The sequence below is a fragment of the Corynebacterium provencense genome (assembly GCA_900049755.1).
Classification (GTDB): domain Bacteria; phylum Actinomycetota; class Actinomycetes; order Mycobacteriales; family Mycobacteriaceae; genus Corynebacterium; species Corynebacterium neomassiliense.
In genome coordinates this window covers 473,428-488,818 of record LT160592.1, presented here as the reverse complement: position 1 = coordinate 488,818, position 15,391 = coordinate 473,428, and the positions used below count along the sequence as shown (strand labels likewise).

General features: G+C 66.6%; 18 protein-coding genes and 2 pseudogenes. 11 read left to right on the top strand and 9 right to left on the bottom strand.

The window, feature by feature from the left end:
- The first annotated feature begins 170 nt into the window (after window positions 1-170).
- From BN3906_RS02220 to BN3906_RS02190, 8 genes and pseudogenes are all read left to right on the top strand, one after another.
- Window positions 171-1,769 carry a carboxyl transferase domain-containing protein gene (locus tag BN3906_RS02220; protein ID WP_390620313.1) on the top strand — a complete coding sequence of 533 codons (1,599 nt, stop codon included), beginning with the start codon at window positions 171-173 and terminating at the stop codon, window positions 1,767-1,769.
- Window positions 1,770-1,780: 11 nt separating this feature from the next.
- Entirely contained in the window at window positions 1,781-3,877 is a 2,097-nt protein-coding gene (locus BN3906_RS15390; protein WP_078057044.1) for an acetyl-CoA carboxylase biotin carboxylase subunit, read from the top strand.
- Window positions 3,807-3,953, top strand: a pseudogene (locus BN3906_RS14940) (acyl-CoA carboxylase biotin carboxyl carrier protein subunit); the annotation flags it as partial. The gene BN3906_RS15390 and the pseudogene BN3906_RS14940, both read left to right, overlap by 71 nt.
- Before the next feature lie 142 nt (window positions 3,954-4,095).
- Complete coding sequence (locus BN3906_RS02210) at window positions 4,096-5,238, top strand: acyl-CoA dehydrogenase family protein (protein ID WP_066585859.1); 1,143 nt, start codon at window positions 4,096-4,098, stop codon at window positions 5,236-5,238.
- Window positions 5,235-5,729 carry a MaoC family dehydratase gene (locus BN3906_RS02205; RefSeq protein ID WP_066583550.1) on the top strand — a complete coding sequence of 165 codons (495 nt, stop codon included), beginning with the start codon at window positions 5,235-5,237 and terminating at the stop codon, window positions 5,727-5,729. Before BN3906_RS02210 ends, BN3906_RS02205 begins: the two co-directional genes overlap by 4 nt.
- The gene (locus BN3906_RS02200; RefSeq protein WP_066583549.1) at window positions 5,726-6,607 is read left to right on the top strand and encodes an HpcH/HpaI aldolase/citrate lyase family protein; all 882 of its coding nucleotides are present in this window, start codon (window positions 5,726-5,728) and stop codon (window positions 6,605-6,607) included. The genes BN3906_RS02205 and BN3906_RS02200 overlap by 4 nt, the downstream gene beginning before the upstream one ends.
- Before the next feature lie 6 nt (window positions 6,608-6,613).
- Window positions 6,614-8,329, top strand: coding sequence for an AMP-binding protein (locus BN3906_RS02195; RefSeq protein WP_066583546.1), 1,716 nt, complete (start codon window positions 6,614-6,616; stop codon window positions 8,327-8,329).
- 269 nt (window positions 8,330-8,598) lie between these two features.
- Window positions 8,599-9,816 (top strand): acetyl-CoA C-acetyltransferase, encoded by a 1,218-nt coding sequence (locus tag BN3906_RS02190; RefSeq protein WP_066583543.1) that lies wholly within the window; start codon window positions 8,599-8,601, stop codon window positions 9,814-9,816.
- Between the two features lie 24 nt (window positions 9,817-9,840).
- Here the strand turns inward: BN3906_RS02190 and BN3906_RS13960 are convergent, their stop codons facing one another.
- The 9 genes and pseudogenes from BN3906_RS13960 to rpmB all read right to left on the bottom strand — a co-directional run bounded on the left by BN3906_RS13960 (window position 9,841) and on the right by rpmB (window position 13,486).
- On the bottom strand, window positions 9,841-10,194 hold the full coding sequence (locus BN3906_RS13960) for an AEC family transporter (RefSeq protein WP_261796806.1): 354 nt from the start codon (window positions 10,192-10,194) through the stop codon (window positions 9,841-9,843).
- Window positions 10,194-10,337 (bottom strand): annotated as a pseudogene (rpsR, locus tag BN3906_RS13955) (30S ribosomal protein S18); the annotation flags it as partial. The gene BN3906_RS13960 and the pseudogene rpsR (BN3906_RS13955), both read right to left, overlap by 1 nt.
- Entirely contained in the window at window positions 10,271-10,801 is a 531-nt protein-coding gene (locus BN3906_RS13950; RefSeq protein WP_261796805.1) for an AEC family transporter, read from the bottom strand. The pseudogene rpsR (BN3906_RS13955) and the gene BN3906_RS13950, both read right to left, overlap by 67 nt.
- 87 nt (window positions 10,802-10,888) lie before the next feature.
- Complete coding sequence (locus tag BN3906_RS02180; protein WP_066583539.1) at window positions 10,889-11,437, bottom strand: RDD family protein; 549 nt, start codon at window positions 11,435-11,437, stop codon at window positions 10,889-10,891.
- Between the two features lie 45 nt (window positions 11,438-11,482).
- Window positions 11,483-12,169: an RDD family protein gene (locus tag BN3906_RS02175; RefSeq protein WP_066585856.1), complete on the bottom strand. Its 687-nt coding sequence runs from the start codon at window positions 12,167-12,169 to the stop codon at window positions 11,483-11,485.
- 343 nt (window positions 12,170-12,512) lie between these two features.
- Window positions 12,513-12,761 carry a 30S ribosomal protein S18 gene (gene rpsR / locus BN3906_RS02170; RefSeq protein WP_010119548.1) on the bottom strand — a complete coding sequence of 83 codons (249 nt, stop codon included), beginning with the start codon at window positions 12,759-12,761 and terminating at the stop codon, window positions 12,513-12,515.
- Window positions 12,762-12,776: 15 nt separating this feature from the next.
- Entirely contained in the window at window positions 12,777-13,082 is a 306-nt protein-coding gene (rpsN, locus tag BN3906_RS02165) for a 30S ribosomal protein S14 (RefSeq protein WP_066583537.1), read from the bottom strand.
- Window positions 13,083-13,085: 3 nt separating this feature from the next.
- Window positions 13,086-13,250, bottom strand: coding sequence for a 50S ribosomal protein L33 (rpmG, locus tag BN3906_RS02160; RefSeq protein WP_005279910.1), 165 nt, complete (start codon window positions 13,248-13,250; stop codon window positions 13,086-13,088).
- Entirely contained in the window at window positions 13,250-13,486 is a 237-nt protein-coding gene (gene rpmB, locus BN3906_RS02155) for a 50S ribosomal protein L28 (RefSeq protein WP_066583535.1), read from the bottom strand. The genes rpmG and rpmB overlap by 1 nt, the downstream gene beginning before the upstream one ends.
- 394 nt (window positions 13,487-13,880) lie before the next feature.
- Here rpmB and BN3906_RS02150 point away from each other — a divergent pair, with 394 nt between their 5' ends.
- The 3 genes from BN3906_RS02150 (at window position 13,881) to BN3906_RS02140 (ending at window position 15,256) form a co-directional block, all read left to right on the top strand.
- Complete coding sequence (locus BN3906_RS02150; protein ID WP_066583534.1) at window positions 13,881-14,150, top strand: type B 50S ribosomal protein L31; 270 nt, start codon at window positions 13,881-13,883, stop codon at window positions 14,148-14,150.
- A gap of 15 nt (window positions 14,151-14,165) precedes the next feature.
- Window positions 14,166-14,333 (top strand): 50S ribosomal protein L32, encoded by a 168-nt coding sequence (gene rpmF, locus BN3906_RS02145; protein WP_066583532.1) that lies wholly within the window; start codon window positions 14,166-14,168, stop codon window positions 14,331-14,333.
- Window positions 14,334-14,560: 227 nt separating this feature from the next.
- Complete coding sequence (locus tag BN3906_RS02140) at window positions 14,561-15,256, top strand: response regulator transcription factor (RefSeq protein ID WP_066583530.1); 696 nt, start codon at window positions 14,561-14,563, stop codon at window positions 15,254-15,256.
- Window positions 15,257-15,391: the final 135 nt, after the last annotated feature.

Here is a 15,391-nt window from a genome sequence, read left to right as displayed (position 1 = left end):
AGTGGGGTACATCACCGACATCGGCGCAGTGTAATCCATTGAACACTGGTCAACTCAAAAACAATCAGTAGTGATTGCTTTACCGTGTGATCTACGCCATATACAGTCGTTCTCAATCTCAAAACAGTTAGCCCGCAAAAGTACGCGGGCCCGAGGAGAGGACGGCCGCAGTGACCGTGCTGACCACAGCCACGACAGGGCAGGACCGCAGGAAAAGTTTCCGGGAGCTCACCGCGGAACTCCACGCCCGACTCGCCCGGGCCAGGCTCGGCGGTGGAGAGAAGGCCCGCGAACGCCACCTCGCCCGCGGAAAAATGCTTCCCCGCGACCGGGTCAACGCCCTGCTCGACCCCGGCAGCCCCTTCCTCGAGATCGCCCCCCTGGCAGCCGAGGACATGTACGACGGTCGGGTCCCCGGAGCCGGAATCGTCGCAGGGGTCGGGCTGGTCCGGGGCCGTCTCTGCCTCATCGCCGCCAACGACGCCACCGTCTCCGGAGGGACCTACTACCCGATGACGGTGAAGAAGCACCTCCGTGCCCAGGAAATAGCCCTGGCCAACCGACTGCCCTGCATCTACCTGGTGGACTCCGGTGGAGCGATGCTCACCAGACAGGACGAGGTCTTCCCCGACCGGGACCACTTCGGCCGGATCTTCTTCAACCAGGCACGCATGTCCGCCTCCGGAATAGCGCAGATCTCCGCGGTGATGGGCTCCTGCACCGCCGGAGGCGCCTACGTCCCGGCCATCTCGGACGAGACCGTCATCGTCGAAGGTCAGGGAACCATCTTCCTCGCCGGACCGCCCCTGGTGAAGGCGGCGACCGGAGAAGACGTCAGTGCCGAGGAACTCGGGGGCGGGGCCATGCACTCCCGCATATCCGGTGTCACCGACCACCTCGCCGTCGATGACGCCGACGCCGTCGGCATCATCCGTGACATCGTCGGGACCCTGCCGGAGGACACACCCTCGACATCCGCCCACGCGACGGTCGCTCCGGGGCGTCCCCAGACAGACCTCTACGACATCGTCCCCACCGACCTGCGAACCCCCTGTGATCCACGGGAGGTCATCACCGTGGTCACCGACGCCGGTTCCGTCCACGAGTTCAAGGCGGAGTTCGGGACCTCGGTCGTCACCAGCTTCGCCGCCGTCGAAGGTCACCGCATCGGAATCATCGCGAACAACGGTGTGATCTTCGGTGACGGCGCCGTCAAGGCCGCCCACTTCATCGAACTGTGCGAACAACGCGGCGTCCCCCTCCTGTTCCTCCAGAACACCACCGGTTTCATGGTCGGCCGGGACTACGAACGGGCCGGGATCGCCCGGCACGGCGCAAAGATGGTCACCGCCGTAGCCACCGCGACCGTGCCGAAGCTCACCGTCATCACCGGCGGCGGATTCGGGGCCGGCAACTACGCCATGTGCGGCAGGGCGTTCTCCCCCAGGTTCCTGTGGACCTGGCCGAATGCGAAAGTCGCGGTCATGGGAGGACCCCAGGCGGCGATGACCCTGTCCACCGTGCGTGGCGCGAAAGTCACCCGGGAAGGAGGGGAATGGACCCCGACCGACCGGGAGAACTACGAGGCCCCCGTCCGGGAGCTCTTCGAGGAGAAGTCGAGCTGCTGGTACGGCACCGCACGACTGTGGGACGACGGCGTCATCGACCCCGCCGACACACGCCGGGTCCTCGCCATGGCCCTTGAAATCTGTGCCCGCACCCCCCGTGACCCTGACCGGGACGCCGGCTTCGGCGTCTTCCGGATGTGAGAGGAGCAACCATGTTCGACACCGTTCTCGTCGCCAACCGGGGAGAGATCGCCTGCCGGGTCATCCGGACCCTGCGCCACATGGGGCTGCGCTCGGTCGCCGTCTACTCCGACGCCGACCACGACGCCCCGCACGTCACCCTCGCCGATACCGCGGTACACCTCGGCCCGGCCGGGGCAGCCGCCTCCTACCTCGACATCGACCGCGTCATCTCCGCCGCCCGTGCCTCCGGCGCCGGAGCCGTCCACCCCGGCTACGGCTTCCTCTCCGAGAATGCGGACTTCGTCCGCGCCTGCGCCGACGCCGGGATCGTCTTCATCGGACCGCCCGCCACGGCCGTCGAGACCATGGGCGACAAGATCACCGCCCGGGCCACGGTGGAGGCACGCGGAGTGCCCACCGTCCCCGGTATATCCCGCCCGGGCCTGGGTGACGCGGAACTCATCGCAGGGGTCACCGGCACCGACGGAGGGCCGGGGGTGGAATTCCCCGTCCTCATCAAACCCTCCGCCGGAGGAGGGGGCAAGGGGATGCATGTCGTCGAGGACGCGTCGGACCTGCCCGAGGCACTGGCCACCGCACGCCGGGAGGCGGCGTCCGCCTTCGGTGACGACACCCTCTTCATCGAGCACTACGTCGACACCCCCCGCCACATCGAGGTCCAGGTGCTCGCCGACACCCACGGCACCGTGATCCACCTCGGTGAACGCGAATGCTCCCTGCAGCGACGGCACCAGAAGGTCATCGAGGAGGCCCCCTCGCCGTTGCTCGACGAAGCCACCAGGGAGAGGATCGGCCGGGCCGCCTGTGACGCAGCCCGGGCGTGCGGCTACCGTGGCGCCGGCACCGTGGAGTTCATCGTCCCGGCCGACCGACCTGACCACTTCTACTTCATGGAGATGAACACCCGCCTTCAGGTCGAACACCCCGTCACCGAGATGATCACCGGGACCGACCTGGTGGAACTGCAGATCCGGGTCGCCCGCGGCGAACCCCTGCCGCTCGACGCGGAGGACGTCCGTGTCACCGGGCACGCGGTGGAGGCGCGGATCTACGCCGAGGACGCCACCACCGGGTTCCTGCCGACCGGGGGAACCGTCACCGCCCTGAGGTGGCCGACCGGGCCGGGCATACGGGTGGACGCCGGAATCACCGTCGGCCAGGAGATCGGGACAGACTACGACCCGATGCTGGCCAAGATCATCGCCCACGGCACAGACCGCCGCCAGGCCCTCGAACGCCTCGACGCAGCCCTGGCCGCCACACTGCTCACAGGACCCGGGACCGGTGGGACCGGCACCAACATCAACTTCTGCCGCGCCCTGCTGGCCGACCCCCGGGTGCAGGACGGTGACCTGGACACCGGGCTCCTCGACCGCATCGCCGCGGAACTCACCGGCGGTGCCGGTACAGGTGGTGCCACGCACGCCCCGCCGGTGGAGGCGCTCACCGCCGTCGCCCTCGGGTTCCGTGAACTCAGTGCGGACACTGCCAGAGCCTCCGGATACAACCGACGGCTGGCGCGCCGGTGTCGCCGGTGCGACCTACCGGGTGCCCCTCGACGTGCCCGGCACCGGTCCCGCGGACGTCACCCTGACCTGCGTCCCACCGTCGGAGCCCCCGTTCCCGACCCCGGATGCCCCCCGGTTCACCGGCACCGTCACAGTCGAGATCCTGCCCACCGACCCGGACGCCCGGACGCCCGGACCCCGCACCTTCACTGTCCGGGTCTCCCGGTCCGGCGAAGACACGGTGTGGTCACTCGCCGCATCGGACGCCCCGGCGCCGACAGTGCAGGAACGCTGGCTGACCAGGCCTGTCCCCGTGACCCGCGCGGGACCCGGTTCAACGGCGTCCTTCCCCCCTGCCCCTGGGCCGGCAGGAGTCGGCGTGGCGGTCTCCGGTCGCGCCGGGACCTGGGTGGTCCCGCTCGCGGAAAGGAGACGGGGAGCATCCGCCGCGACGCCGGACGACGACGAGGTCACCAGCCCGATGCCGGGAACCGTCGTCTCCGTCAGGGTCGTCGACGGAGAGGCGGTCACCGTCGGTCAGCCGCTCGTGGTCCTGGAGGCCATGAAGATGGAGCACTCCCTGACCGCCGCCCATGACGGTGTCGTCCGGATCCGGTGCGCCACCGGCGACAAAGTGCCGGCGGGACAGGTTCTCGCCTCGGTGACCACCTGAACAGGGCCGGCACAGCAGACCTACCCGTGAACGGCGGACCCGCCGTGCACACCACCAGATGAAAGGACCAGGACCAGTGACCACCTCCACCCGTCCCGCACACCCCACCCCCTCCCGCCGGCAGTGCCCGGCAGACGACGGGCTGAGCCCGGAACTCGTCGAACTCCGACGTACCGTCGAAGAGTTCGCCAACGAGGTCGTCGACCCGAAGACCTCCGACAACTACCGTGACCACGTCTTCGACTACGACATCCAGTCGCAGATGGCGGACCTCGGACTGTTCGGACTGCCCTTCCCCGAAGAGTACGGCGGCATGGGCGGGGACTATCTCGCCCTCGGAGTCGCCCTCGAAGAACTGGCCAGGGTCGACCAGTCGGTCGCCATAACCCTGGAAGCGGGTTGCTCGCTGGGCGCCATGCCGATCCACCGCTTCGGCACGGAGGAGCAGAAAATGCGCTACCTTCCCGACCTGACCACCGGACGCGCCCTGGCAGGGTTCGGGCTCACCGAACCGGAGGCAGGATCGGACGCCGGTGGCACGAAGACCACCGCCAGACTGACCGACGGCCACTGGGTGATCAACGGGTCCAAACAGTTCATCACGAACTCCGGAACCAGAATCACCTCCCTGGTCACCACCACAGCGGTGACCGGTACCAGACCGGACGGACGCCGGGAGATCTCGGCGATCATCGTGCCGACCGACACCCCCGGTTTCACCGCCGAACCCGCCTACGACAAAGTCGGATGGAACTGTTCCGACACCCACCCGCTGAGCTACGACGACGTACGCGTCCCCGAGGACAACCTGCTGGGGGAGCGGGGGAGAGGCTTCGCCCAGTTCCTCTCGATCCTCGCGGAGGGGCGCATCGCCATCGCCGCCCTGGCCACCGGCGCAGCACAGGGCTGTGTCGATGAGGCGGTGACCTATGCGCGGCAACGCAGGTCGTTCGGACGGCCCATCGCCGAGTACCAGGCGGTGTCGTTCACGATCGCGCGCATGGAGGCCCGGGCCTGGACCGCCCGCCAGGCATGGCGGGCGGCGGCGGCGAAGATGCTCACCGGTGCCGACTTCAGCAGGGAGGCGTCGATCGCCAAGATGACGGCGTCCGACGCTGCCATGGACAACGCCCGGGACGCCACCCAGATCTTCGGCGGAGCGGGTTTCATGAACGAGACCCGGGTCGCCAGGCACTACCGGGACTCGAAGATCCTCGAGATCGGGGAGGGGACCACCGAGGTCCAGCTCATGCTCATCGCCCGCTCCCTCGGACTGCCGGGGTGAGCACCGTGCCGACAGTGGAGCAGCGCGGCCTGTGGTTCGAGGAGTTCGAGGAAGGGACGACCTACCTTCACCGGCCCGGACGTACCGTCACCGAAGCGGACAACACGATGTTCACCACCCAGACGATGAACACCCAGCCGCTGCACCTCGACGCGGCCTGGGCGGCTGAGCAGCCCGGATTCCGGGGCGAACGACTGGTCAACTCCATGTTCACCCTCTCAACCGTCGTCGGACTGTCCGTGTCCCAGCTCACCCTCGGAACCATCGTCGCCAACCTCGGGTTCACCTCCGTCACCTTCCCCGCACCCATGTTCCACGGAGACACCCTCTACGCCGAAACCCTGTGCGTGTCGACACGTCTCTCCTCGTCCCGGCCGGGCCAGGGCATCGTCGAGCTCAGGCACACCGGCCGTAACCAGGACGGCACAGTCGTCTGTACCGCCGTGCGCTCCACGCTGGTGCAGTGCCGTCCCACCGGAGGTGGATCATGACCGCACCGCACTGGACCCCGCCGGGGCCCGCCATCCTGTTCACCCCCGCCGACCGTCCGGACCGCTTCGGCAAAGCCGCCGGCCGCGCGGACGCAGTCATCCTCGACCTCGAGGACGGCTGCAGGGCAGAGAACCGTGCCACGGCGCGGCGCAACATCATCGCGGCCGCAGACACACTCGACCCGCGACGCACCGTCGTCCGGGTCAACGCGCCGGGATCCCCCGACTTCCCCGACGACGTCCGTGCCCTCGCCGACTCCGGTTTCACCACCGTGATGCTGCCGAAGACCGGGGACGCCGCATGCGTCGACGCCCTGGCGGCGACACTCCCGGAGGCCTCCGGGTGGCGGGTCATCGCCCTGGTGGAGACCCCCCGTGGCGTCCTCAACCTAGCGACGGTCGCGGCCCACCGTCAGGTGGACGCCCTGTTCTGGGGGGCTGAGGACCTCACCGCAGCCCTCGGCGGAACGTCGTCACGTTACGGGGCGACGGAGTCGCCCACCCCGGGCGGGGGAATCTCCGGCCACCCGGGCGGCTACCGGGAGGTCCCCCGTCTGACCCGCTCACTGGTCCTGCTTCACGCCGCGGCGGCGGGGATACCTGCACTGGACTCGATCCACGCCGACACCGCGGACGTCGGGGGCGCGTCGGCGGAGGCTGTCGACGCCGCAGCCTCAGGCTTCGCGGCCACCGTGGCCGTGCACCCGGGCCTCGTCCCGTGCATCCGTGACGCCTACCGTCCCCGGCCGGAGCAGGTCGACTGGGCCCGGCGGGTCGTCGCCGCAGCAGCCGACAACTCCGGTGCCCTCAGCGTCGACGGACAGATGGTCGACGCCCCCCTCCGCCTCCAGGCCGAACTGATTCTCTCAAGGAGCTGATCCACCGTGACTTCCACCCTGCGGCACGCCCGCGACATCACCCTCACCGACCCCTCCGACACCGACCCCGCACTGTCCCACCTGGTCGGGCCGAGCGATGTACCGCTTCTCGAGGAGACCGTCGGTCAGGCCCTCGCCCGCACCGTCGCCGCCTACCCCGACCACGACGCCCTCGTCGACTTCTACGGTGACATCCACATGAGCTACCAGGAGTTCCACCGGAAGGTCCTGCGGCTCGCCTCCGGACTGCACAACGCGGGCTACCGCAGAGGTGACCGGATCGGGGTGTGGTCCCCGAACCGTTGGGAGTGGACGGTCCTCCAGTTCGCGACCGCGGAGATCGGGGCGATCCTCGTGTGCATCAACCCCACCTACCGGACCCGGGAACTCACCTATGTCATGAACCAGGCGGGTGTGCGTGCCCTGTTCTCGGCCGGACGCTTCAAGGACTCGAACTACCGGGCGATGATCGGCACCGTCGAGCACACCTTCGACCAGACCTACCGGGAGACGGTCTTCTTCGGCTCCGAACGGTGGGAGGAACTGTCGAATCACGCCATCGTCGACCTCGGCCCGGTCCGGGAGTCCCTCAGCCCCCACGATCCGATCAACATCCAGTACACCTCCGGCACCACAGGCATGGCGAAGGGGGCGACCCTGACCCACCACAACATCCTCAACAACGGCTTCCTCATCGGGGAACGGCTCAACTACACGGACTCCGACAGGGTCGTCATCCCCGTCCCCTTCTTCCACTGCTTCGGCATGGTCATCGGCGTCCTCGCCGCAGTCACCCACGGTGCAGCCTGCATCATCGCAGGCCCGGTGTTCACACCGGCGTCCACCCTGGAGGCCGTGCACCACGGCCAGGCCACCAGTCTGCTCGGAGTGCCGACAATGTTCATGGCGGAACTGCAGCTGCTCGAGCAGATGGAAAGCTCCGGACGCCGGCTCGACCTCTCCACCCTGCGGACCGGGGTGATGGCGGGGACCTCCTGCCCGACGAAGACCATGCGGGAGGTCATCGACATTCTCGGGATCACCGAGATCGGCATCTGTTACGGGATGACGGAGACTTCACCGGTCAACCACCAGACCCTGCCGGACGACCCGGTGGAGAAGAGGGTGGAGACCGTCGGCCGTGTGGGACCGCACCTCGAGGTGAAGATCGTCGACGCCTCAGGCGGTACCGTGCCCCGGGGAACCCAGGGGGAGCTGCTGGTCCGAGGCTACTCGGTGATGCAGGGATACTGGGACATGCCGGAGAAGACCGCCGAGGCCGTGGACTCCCGGGGGTGGATGCACACCGGGGACCTCGGGATGATGGACGAGGACGGGTATGTGCGGATCACCGGCAGAATCAAGGACATGGTGATCAGGGGAGGGGAGAACATCTACCCCCGGGAGATCGAGGAGTACCTCCACGAGCATCCGGCCGTCGCTGATGTCCAGGTCATCGGCGTCCCCGACGAGAAGTACGGGGAGGAGCTCATGGCGTGGATCATCATGGCGGAGGACGCCGAGGGCAACCCTGCCGCACCGCTGACCGCCCGGGACATCCGTGAGTTCTGCGAGGGCACACTGGCCCGCTACAAGATCCCGAAGTACGTCCACGTCACCGACGAGTTCCCGATGACCATCTCCGGCAAGGTCCGTAAGGTCGAGATGAGGGAGAAGGCCATCGGTATCCTCGGTCTCTACGCGGACGGGGAGGGACGGTAGACGGTCCGGTCGGGGCGATTTCAGGTGCCGACGGTCACTGACGGGGCCTTCCGGCGCCCGGCTTTCGGGCACGTCCGCACCGATTCTGCGATCCGGCTGACCGGACAGGGGATCCGCATCATAATGAGGGGGTTGCACAGACGTGCCGGGGAAGGAAGACCCCGACCCCTGTCCGAACAGAGCGGCATACAGCTCTGCGACCCACACAGATTTCTACCACGTTCTCCTGCGAAAGTACACGAAAGTCCACGAAAGTACGAGGAACCGACATGAGCTCCAACCCCGCCCAGAACCGCGTACCCACCCCGGCGCCGGATGACATCGTCATAGTCGGGGCAGCCCGGACCGCGCAGGGGAAGATCCTCGGTGCACTGGCGACGAAGTCCGCCGTCGATCTCGGAGCCGCCGCCATCGTCGGGGCGCTTCACAGGGCAGGTCTCGACGGCGGTGACATCGACTACGTGTTCATGGGCCAGGTCGTCCAGGCAGGTGCGGGCCAGAACCCAGCCAGACAGGCGGCCGTTGCCGCCGGACTGCCGATGCAGACCCCTGCCGTCACAGTCAACAAGGTGTGCCTGTCGGGACTGGACGCCGTGATCTCCGCCTCCCGCATGCTGCGGGTCGGGGACGCCCGCATTGTCGTGGCTGGTGGACAGGAGTCCATGTCGGGTGCGCCCCACGTCGCCGCCGGTGTCCGCGCCGGGGTGAAGTTCGGCTCCCTTGCACTCCAGGACGCCCTGGAGCGGGACGGACTGACCGATCCGGTGCACGGTACAGCCATGGGTCTGGAGACGGAGGAGGGCAATGCGACCCGGGGAATCACCCGGGAGGAGCAGGACCACGTCGCCGCGCTGTCACATCAGCGGGCGGAGGCTGCGCGGGCTGACGGAATCTTCGCCGACGAGATCGTCCCCGTGGAGGTCACCTCCCGGCGGACGACAGTCAGCGTCGACACCGACGAGGGGATAAGACCCGGAACCACGGAGGAAGGACTCGCCGGACTGCGCCCTGCGTTCCGTGCCGACGGCACGGTCACTGCGGCGTCCTCCTCGCAGATCTCCGACGGAGCCGCCGCACTCGTGCTGACCACCCGCGCGCACGCGGAAGAGCTCGGACTGCCGGTTCTGGCGGCACTGGGTGCCTACGGGGAGACAGCAGGGCCGGACACGTTCCTGCACTCCCAGCCCTCACAGGCGGTCACGTCAGCTTTGACCAGGGCAGGATGGACAGTCGACGACCTCGACTTCCTGGAGATCAACGAGGCCTTCGCCGCCGTGGTGGTCCAGTCCCTCAGGGACCTGGACTACCCCCTGGACAGTACCAACATCCACGGTGGAGGGCTCTCTCTGGGCCACCCGATCGGGGCGTCCGGGGCACGGCTGGTCGTCACTGCAGCGCATGAACTTCTGCGCCGCGGAACGGGGAGGGCGGCAGTGTCTCTGTGCGGCGGCGGAGGACAGGGTGACGCCCTGCTGCTCTGGCGCTGACCTGCCGCCGGAGGCCGTCCCCAATTACCCCAGCAGCAGGGCGATGACCGTGACCGAAGGCACGGAGAGCAGGGTACTGACCACTCCGGCGTCCCTGGCCAAGACGGTGTTCGTCCCGAACCGTTGGGCGTAGGTGAACACATTCTGTGCGGTGGGCAGGGCCGCCACCACCACGAAAGCGAGCAGGGCAGGGCCGTCGGCGTCGAAGAGCACCCGGGCCAGTACCCAGGCGAGGGCAGGGTGGACGACCGTCTTCACCACCGCGGCGGCCCATACACTTCGGCCGGGACTGGACGGTCCGAGCACCCTGACCTGGGCCATGGACATTCCGAAGGCGACGAGAGCCACAGGGACGGCAGCGCCGGCCAGGGTCGCCACCGGCTCGGCGACCGGAGAAGAGCCATCTCCCGTGCGTTCTTGATCGCTGTGGCGACCTGACGCTGCTGCTGGGGGGTCAGACCGGTGACGCGACGGCCACGGATCTTCCCACGGTCGGAAATGAACTTCCGCAGCAGGGCCCGTCTTCTCGGCGCCGTCTTCTCCGGGTGGAGACGTCGAGCATGAGGACAACCGCCGGACCGTAGACAGCCGTCTGGAAGATGATCACCGGAAGTGACGCGGTGGGATCCCCCAGAACGTGGGTGACCAGGGGGACGCCGAGATTGGAACCGTTGCAGTACGAGCAGGCGAGCAGTGTGACGAGACTGTCGGGGACATCACGTCGTGCCAGAAAGTGCGCGCCGAAGAATCCCACTGCACCGGCGAGAACCGAGCTGAGGACCACGACGGCGAGGTTCTCCCCGAAAACGTCGGCGAGATCGGCGGTGGCGAGGAAGTTGACCAGCAGTGCCGGGGTGGCCAGCCAGAAGACGAACATGTTGAGCGCGTAGACGGCGTTCGGGCCGAGAAGCTGCTGACGTCCGACAACGAAACCGACGGCGATGACGGTGATGACGACCAGGAATCCGCTGAGAACGTCAAGCATGCGCCCGGTGAGAATCCTGCCGGGAATCCGCCCCCGCGACCTCTGTCGCCGTCCGGCCCACCGCCAGAGCTGACTGCACAGTGACTGTCATCGTGTGCTGACCACGTAAGTCTTACCCCACCTGTCAGCGAAGGACTGGTTGTACGGGCTGCGTGAGATGGTGGTCCCCAGGGCGATGTAGATGCCGAAGCTGACCAGGGTACCGAGCAGAGGAACGGTTCCCGCGAGAAAGTTGACGAGATACCAGCTGTTCCTCAGGAAGGAAGCCCCGAAGTCCGGAGTCCTGCCGTCAAAGTCGACGACCTTCATCTTCAGGGCCATTTTGCCGAGCGTCTGCCCCCGGGAAGTCTCCATGATGATCCGGTAGGCGAACCAGATCAGCAGTGTGACGGCGCTGAGAATGTACAGGTCGGACATGTCCGGCTCCGGTGCAGGAGAAGTCTCGGGGTTCCACGCCTCAATTTCGTCGAACCAACGGACGACGTCGTCACGGACGAGGAAGAAACCGACCACCGCACCCAGGAAGCCGACGACGAGTGAGTCGATCACGTACGCGGCAAGCCGCGCGCCCGGTCCGGGGTACGGGGATACGACGGGGTAACCTGCCGGCGGCATCGGGGGGTACGGGTAGGACACGGTGACTCCTGACTGAGTGGTGGGGTGCGGTCTACCGGAGAACGGTCAGTGCACGTTGACGACGTAGGTCCTGGCCCACTGGTCGAAGGTGTGCTGCCCCTGCGAGCTGCGGGCGATGGTGAAACCGAGGATGGCCATCAGGATCAGGGACACGATCTGACCGATGAGACCGACGAAGGTGACCAGCAGAAAGACAACGATGTACCAGGAATTCCTCAGGAAGGACGCCTTGGCCCGGACCAGCTGCCCGTCGGCGTCAACCACCCGGATTCCCAGCAGCTTCTTGCCCAGTGTCTGACCCCAGCGGACCTCCGAGACCACACGGTAGATGTACCAGAGCACCAGTGTGATCAGGGAGGCGGTGAGCACTCCGGCCAGCTTCATGGTGGGGGTGTCACCTTCGGGGCTGCCGGCGTCCGCCCATGCCGTGAGCTGGTCGGAGTACTCCGAAATATCCTGGGAGGCGAAGATGTACAGCAGGATCACCCCCACCACTCCCAGCAGCACACTGTCGATGAGGTAGGCGCCCAGCCGCTTGCCGGCGCCGGCGTACATTCCTCCGGCGAGTACCGCTCCGCCACCGGCCGGCGCGAAACCGTCACCGGGCCCCGCGGCCGGCCCTCCGCCGGCGTAGTCGCCGTAGGAAGGCAGTTGGGATCCTGTGTTGTCGCGGCCGGCGGTGCGGTCCTCACCGTCGAACGGGTTGTCGGGAGGACCGTATGGGTTGGACATGAGGACGTGAGGCCTTTCGTCGATTATCTCGGAGGGTGTTTCTGTTCCCCAACGGTACCTGAGGGGGTGGTGGGGAGGGGAGGCGAGGGGACAGCCGGGGACGGGCAGGAACCGGCTGGTCCGGCAGCTGTCGGCCGAGACGTCACCGTGGGCGACGGGGATCGCAGGTGACGCCGGGAAATGACTGAACCCCGCTCCGGGGACGGCCGGGGCGGGGTTCAGGTGTCTGTGTAAACGCTCTGTCAGAGGAGAGCTGTGGTCCGGGTCTGTACGGACCACGGTGCTGCTGAAGTCACCGTGACGGTGCGCTCCCGACGCGGAGCCGGGGGTGCACTGCGGCGGATCAGCGGCTGTGGAACGGGAGAAGAGCCATCTCCCGTGCGTTCTTGATCGCTGTGGCGACCTGACGCTGCTGCTGGGGGGTCAGACCGGTGACGCGACGGCCACGGATCTTCCCACGGTCGGAAATGAACTTCCGCAGCAGGGCGTAATCCTTGTAGTCGACGGTCTCGATGCCCTCGGCCTTGAGCGGATTCTTCTTCGGGCGGCGGGACTGCTCGATCCGCGCCTTCTTGTGATTGGTGCGCTTCATGATGTGGGCTCCCCTTTACCAGCTGGACTTACGGACGCCCGGGAGCTCACCGCGGTGAGCCATTTCGCGGACGCGGACGCGGGACAGGCCGAACTTGCGGAGGTATCCGCGGGGGCGACCGTCGGCGGCGTCACGGTTACGGACGCGGACCGGGGAAGCGTCGCGCGGCTGACGGTTCAGTTCGAACTGTGCGTCCGTGCGCTCCTGGTCGGAGGAGTTCGGGTTCTTGATGATGGCCTTGAGCTCGTTGCGACGCTCTGCGTAGCGCGCGACGATCTCCTTGCGCTGCTCGTTCTTCGCGATCTTTGACTTTTTCGCCATGGATTAACGCTCCTCGCGGAACTCGACGTGCTTGCGAGCGATCGGATCGAACTTCTTCAGGGTGATCCGGTCGGGGTTGTTCCGCTTGTTCTTGCGGGTCACATAGGTGTAACCGGTGCCCGCGGTGGACTTCAGCTTGATGATGGGGCGGATGTCGTTACGTGCCATTAGATCTTCTCCCCACGAGCGCGGATCTTGGCGACGACAGACTCGATGCCGTCCCGGTCGATGGTCTTGAGGCCCTTGGTGGAGACGTTCAGGGTGACGGTCCGTCCCTCAGAGGGCAGGTAGAACGAGCGACGCTGGATGTTCGGGTTCCAGCGACGGTTCGTGCGGCGGTGCGAGTGCGAGACGGACTTGCCGAACCCCGGCTTCCGACCCGTGACCTGGCAATATGCCGACATGGGTATTTTCTCCTTCCGCCCGCTCCTCAGATCCGTGCGTCACACCGGCGGGAAAGATGCCCGCGACTAGACAGGAAGCGGGACGGCCGGGACGCTGTGCGGACATGGCGGTTCGGGCGATGACGTTTACTTAGACAACAGCGGTGCGGTACTTTACCCCACGCCGGCGTACGTACATAATCGCAGGTGGTCACGTCATGCGGTGACAGGCGATTTCCCTGGGCGGGGGGACTCGGGTTAGGGTGGTTGTCCGTGCTGCCTCCACGCGTAGTGGAGGGCCCACACTCCAAACCCGACCCAGGCACGACCTACGGCCCTCCGGACCACAGTTCCCAGCGTACTGTGCCGGCCGGCCCGCGGGACCGACCTGGTGCCCGACCCTGAGGGATTGAGAATGAAGAGCGATATCCACCCTGACTACCATCCGGTGGTCTTCAAGGACGCGAGTACGGGACATCAGTTCCTGACGCGTTCGACCGTCACATCCGACCGTAAGGTCGAATGGGAGGACGGAAACGAGTACCCGCTGATCGTCGTCGACGTCACCAGCGAGTCGCACCCGTTCTGGACCGGTGCCCAGCGTGTCATGGACACCGCCGGCCGGGTCGAGAAGTTCCAGCGCCGTTTCGGCACCCGTGTCCGTCCGTCCAAGAAGAACGCGTAGGGGAGGTAGAGAACAATGGCAGTTCCGAAGCGTCGCATGTCCCGTGCGAACACCCACGCGCGTCGTTCGCAGTGGAAGGCGGACAACACCGCTCTGCAGAGCGTGAGGATTCAGGGTCGCGAGGTCCAGATTCCGCGTCGGCTCGTCAAGGCCGCACAGCTCGGACTCGTCGACCTCGACTAGTCTGCTGCTTCCGGCGAAATCAGCCGGAAGTGCCCGGACATCACCGTCGGAACCCCGTTTAGCGGGTTCCGGCGGTGATGTCTTTTTACCGCCAGATAATTTACGTTGCGGAAATTCTCCTAATTACCAGCGATGACGGTGCGATAGCGCACGACAATCCTGTCGATTCCCTGAAAATAAGTCACCGGGGGAGGAGCTTCGGACGGTAGTGGTGCACAATGGGCATTATGAAAATACTTGTTGTCGACGAGGACCGTACCGTGCGGGACACACTCCGGCAGTCGCTCACCTTCAACGGCTATGACGTGGTCCAGGCTGCTGACGGGGAAGAGGCACTGACCGCGATCCGCAAGGAGAACCCTGACCTGGTGATCATGGACGGCGTACTGCCGGGGGTGGACGGACTGGAGATCTGCCGTAACCTCCGCGGCAGCGGCAGCGATGTGCTCATTCTCCTGCTCTCACGGAAGGCGGAGGTCGCCGACCGGGTGGCGGGTCTCGATGCGGGTGCCGACGACTACCTCGCCAAGCCTTTTGCACTGGAAGAGCTTCTGGCCAGGGTGAGGTCGCTGTACCGTCGTTCACGGCGTACCGCTGCCGCCGCGGCGAAAGAATCGAAGCCGCTGAGTTTCCAGGATCTGACGTTGAATCCGGAGACGCGGGAAGTGACCCGGGGTGACCGGCGGATCAGTCTGACGCGAACTGAGTTCGCACTTCTCGAGCTGCTGCTGAGGAACGCCCGTAAAGTACTTTCCCGTAACACAATTCTCGAAGAGGTCTGGGGCTACGATTTCCCTACTTCGGGGAATGCGCTTGAGGTGTACATCGGCTACCTCCGTCGCAAGACCGAAGCCGACGGAGAGGACCGTCTTATCCACACCGTCCGCGGGGTCGGATACGCCCTGCGTGAGAACACTCCCTGACAGGTTTCCGGGTGCACCCACGCTCGGCATGTCGTGCGACACCGCGACCTGTTCTGCTGTGCCGGCCTGTGCCGGCCTGTGCCGGCCACGTCCGGTCGGGGGGACCGTGGAACCGCAGAATCTGCTCTGCAGGAC

Coding starts and splice junctions, on each gene's coding strand:
- BN3906_RS02140 (WP_066583530.1), top strand. CDS start 14,561: ATGAAAATACTTGTTGTCGACGAGGACCGTACCGTGCGGGACACACTC.
- rpsN (WP_066583537.1), bottom strand. CDS start 13,082: ATGGCGAAAAAGTCAAAGATCGCGAAGAACGAGCAGCGCAAGGAGATC.
- rpmG (WP_005279910.1), bottom strand. CDS start 13,250: ATGGCACGTAACGACATCCGCCCCATCATCAAGCTGAAGTCCACCGCG.
- BN3906_RS02150 (WP_066583534.1), top strand. CDS start 13,881: ATGAAGAGCGATATCCACCCTGACTACCATCCGGTGGTCTTCAAGGAC.
- BN3906_RS15390 (WP_078057044.1), top strand. CDS start 1,781: ATGTTCGACACCGTTCTCGTCGCCAACCGGGGAGAGATCGCCTGCCGG.
- rpmB (WP_066583535.1), bottom strand. CDS start 13,486: ATGTCGGCATATTGCCAGGTCACGGGTCGGAAGCCGGGGTTCGGCAAG.
- BN3906_RS02190 (WP_066583543.1), top strand. CDS start 8,599: ATGAGCTCCAACCCCGCCCAGAACCGCGTACCCACCCCGGCGCCGGAT.
- rpsR (WP_010119548.1), bottom strand. CDS start 12,761: ATGAAGCGCACCAATCACAAGAAGGCGCGGATCGAGCAGTCCCGCCGC.
- BN3906_RS13950 (WP_261796805.1), bottom strand. CDS start 10,801: ATGCTTGACGTTCTCAGCGGATTCCTGGTCGTCATCACCGTCATCGCC.
- BN3906_RS02175 (WP_066585856.1), bottom strand. CDS start 12,169: ATGTCCAACCCATACGGTCCTCCCGACAACCCGTTCGACGGTGAGGAC.
- BN3906_RS02200 (WP_066583549.1), top strand. CDS start 5,726: ATGACCGCACCGCACTGGACCCCGCCGGGGCCCGCCATCCTGTTCACC.
- rpmF (WP_066583532.1), top strand. CDS start 14,166: ATGGCAGTTCCGAAGCGTCGCATGTCCCGTGCGAACACCCACGCGCGT.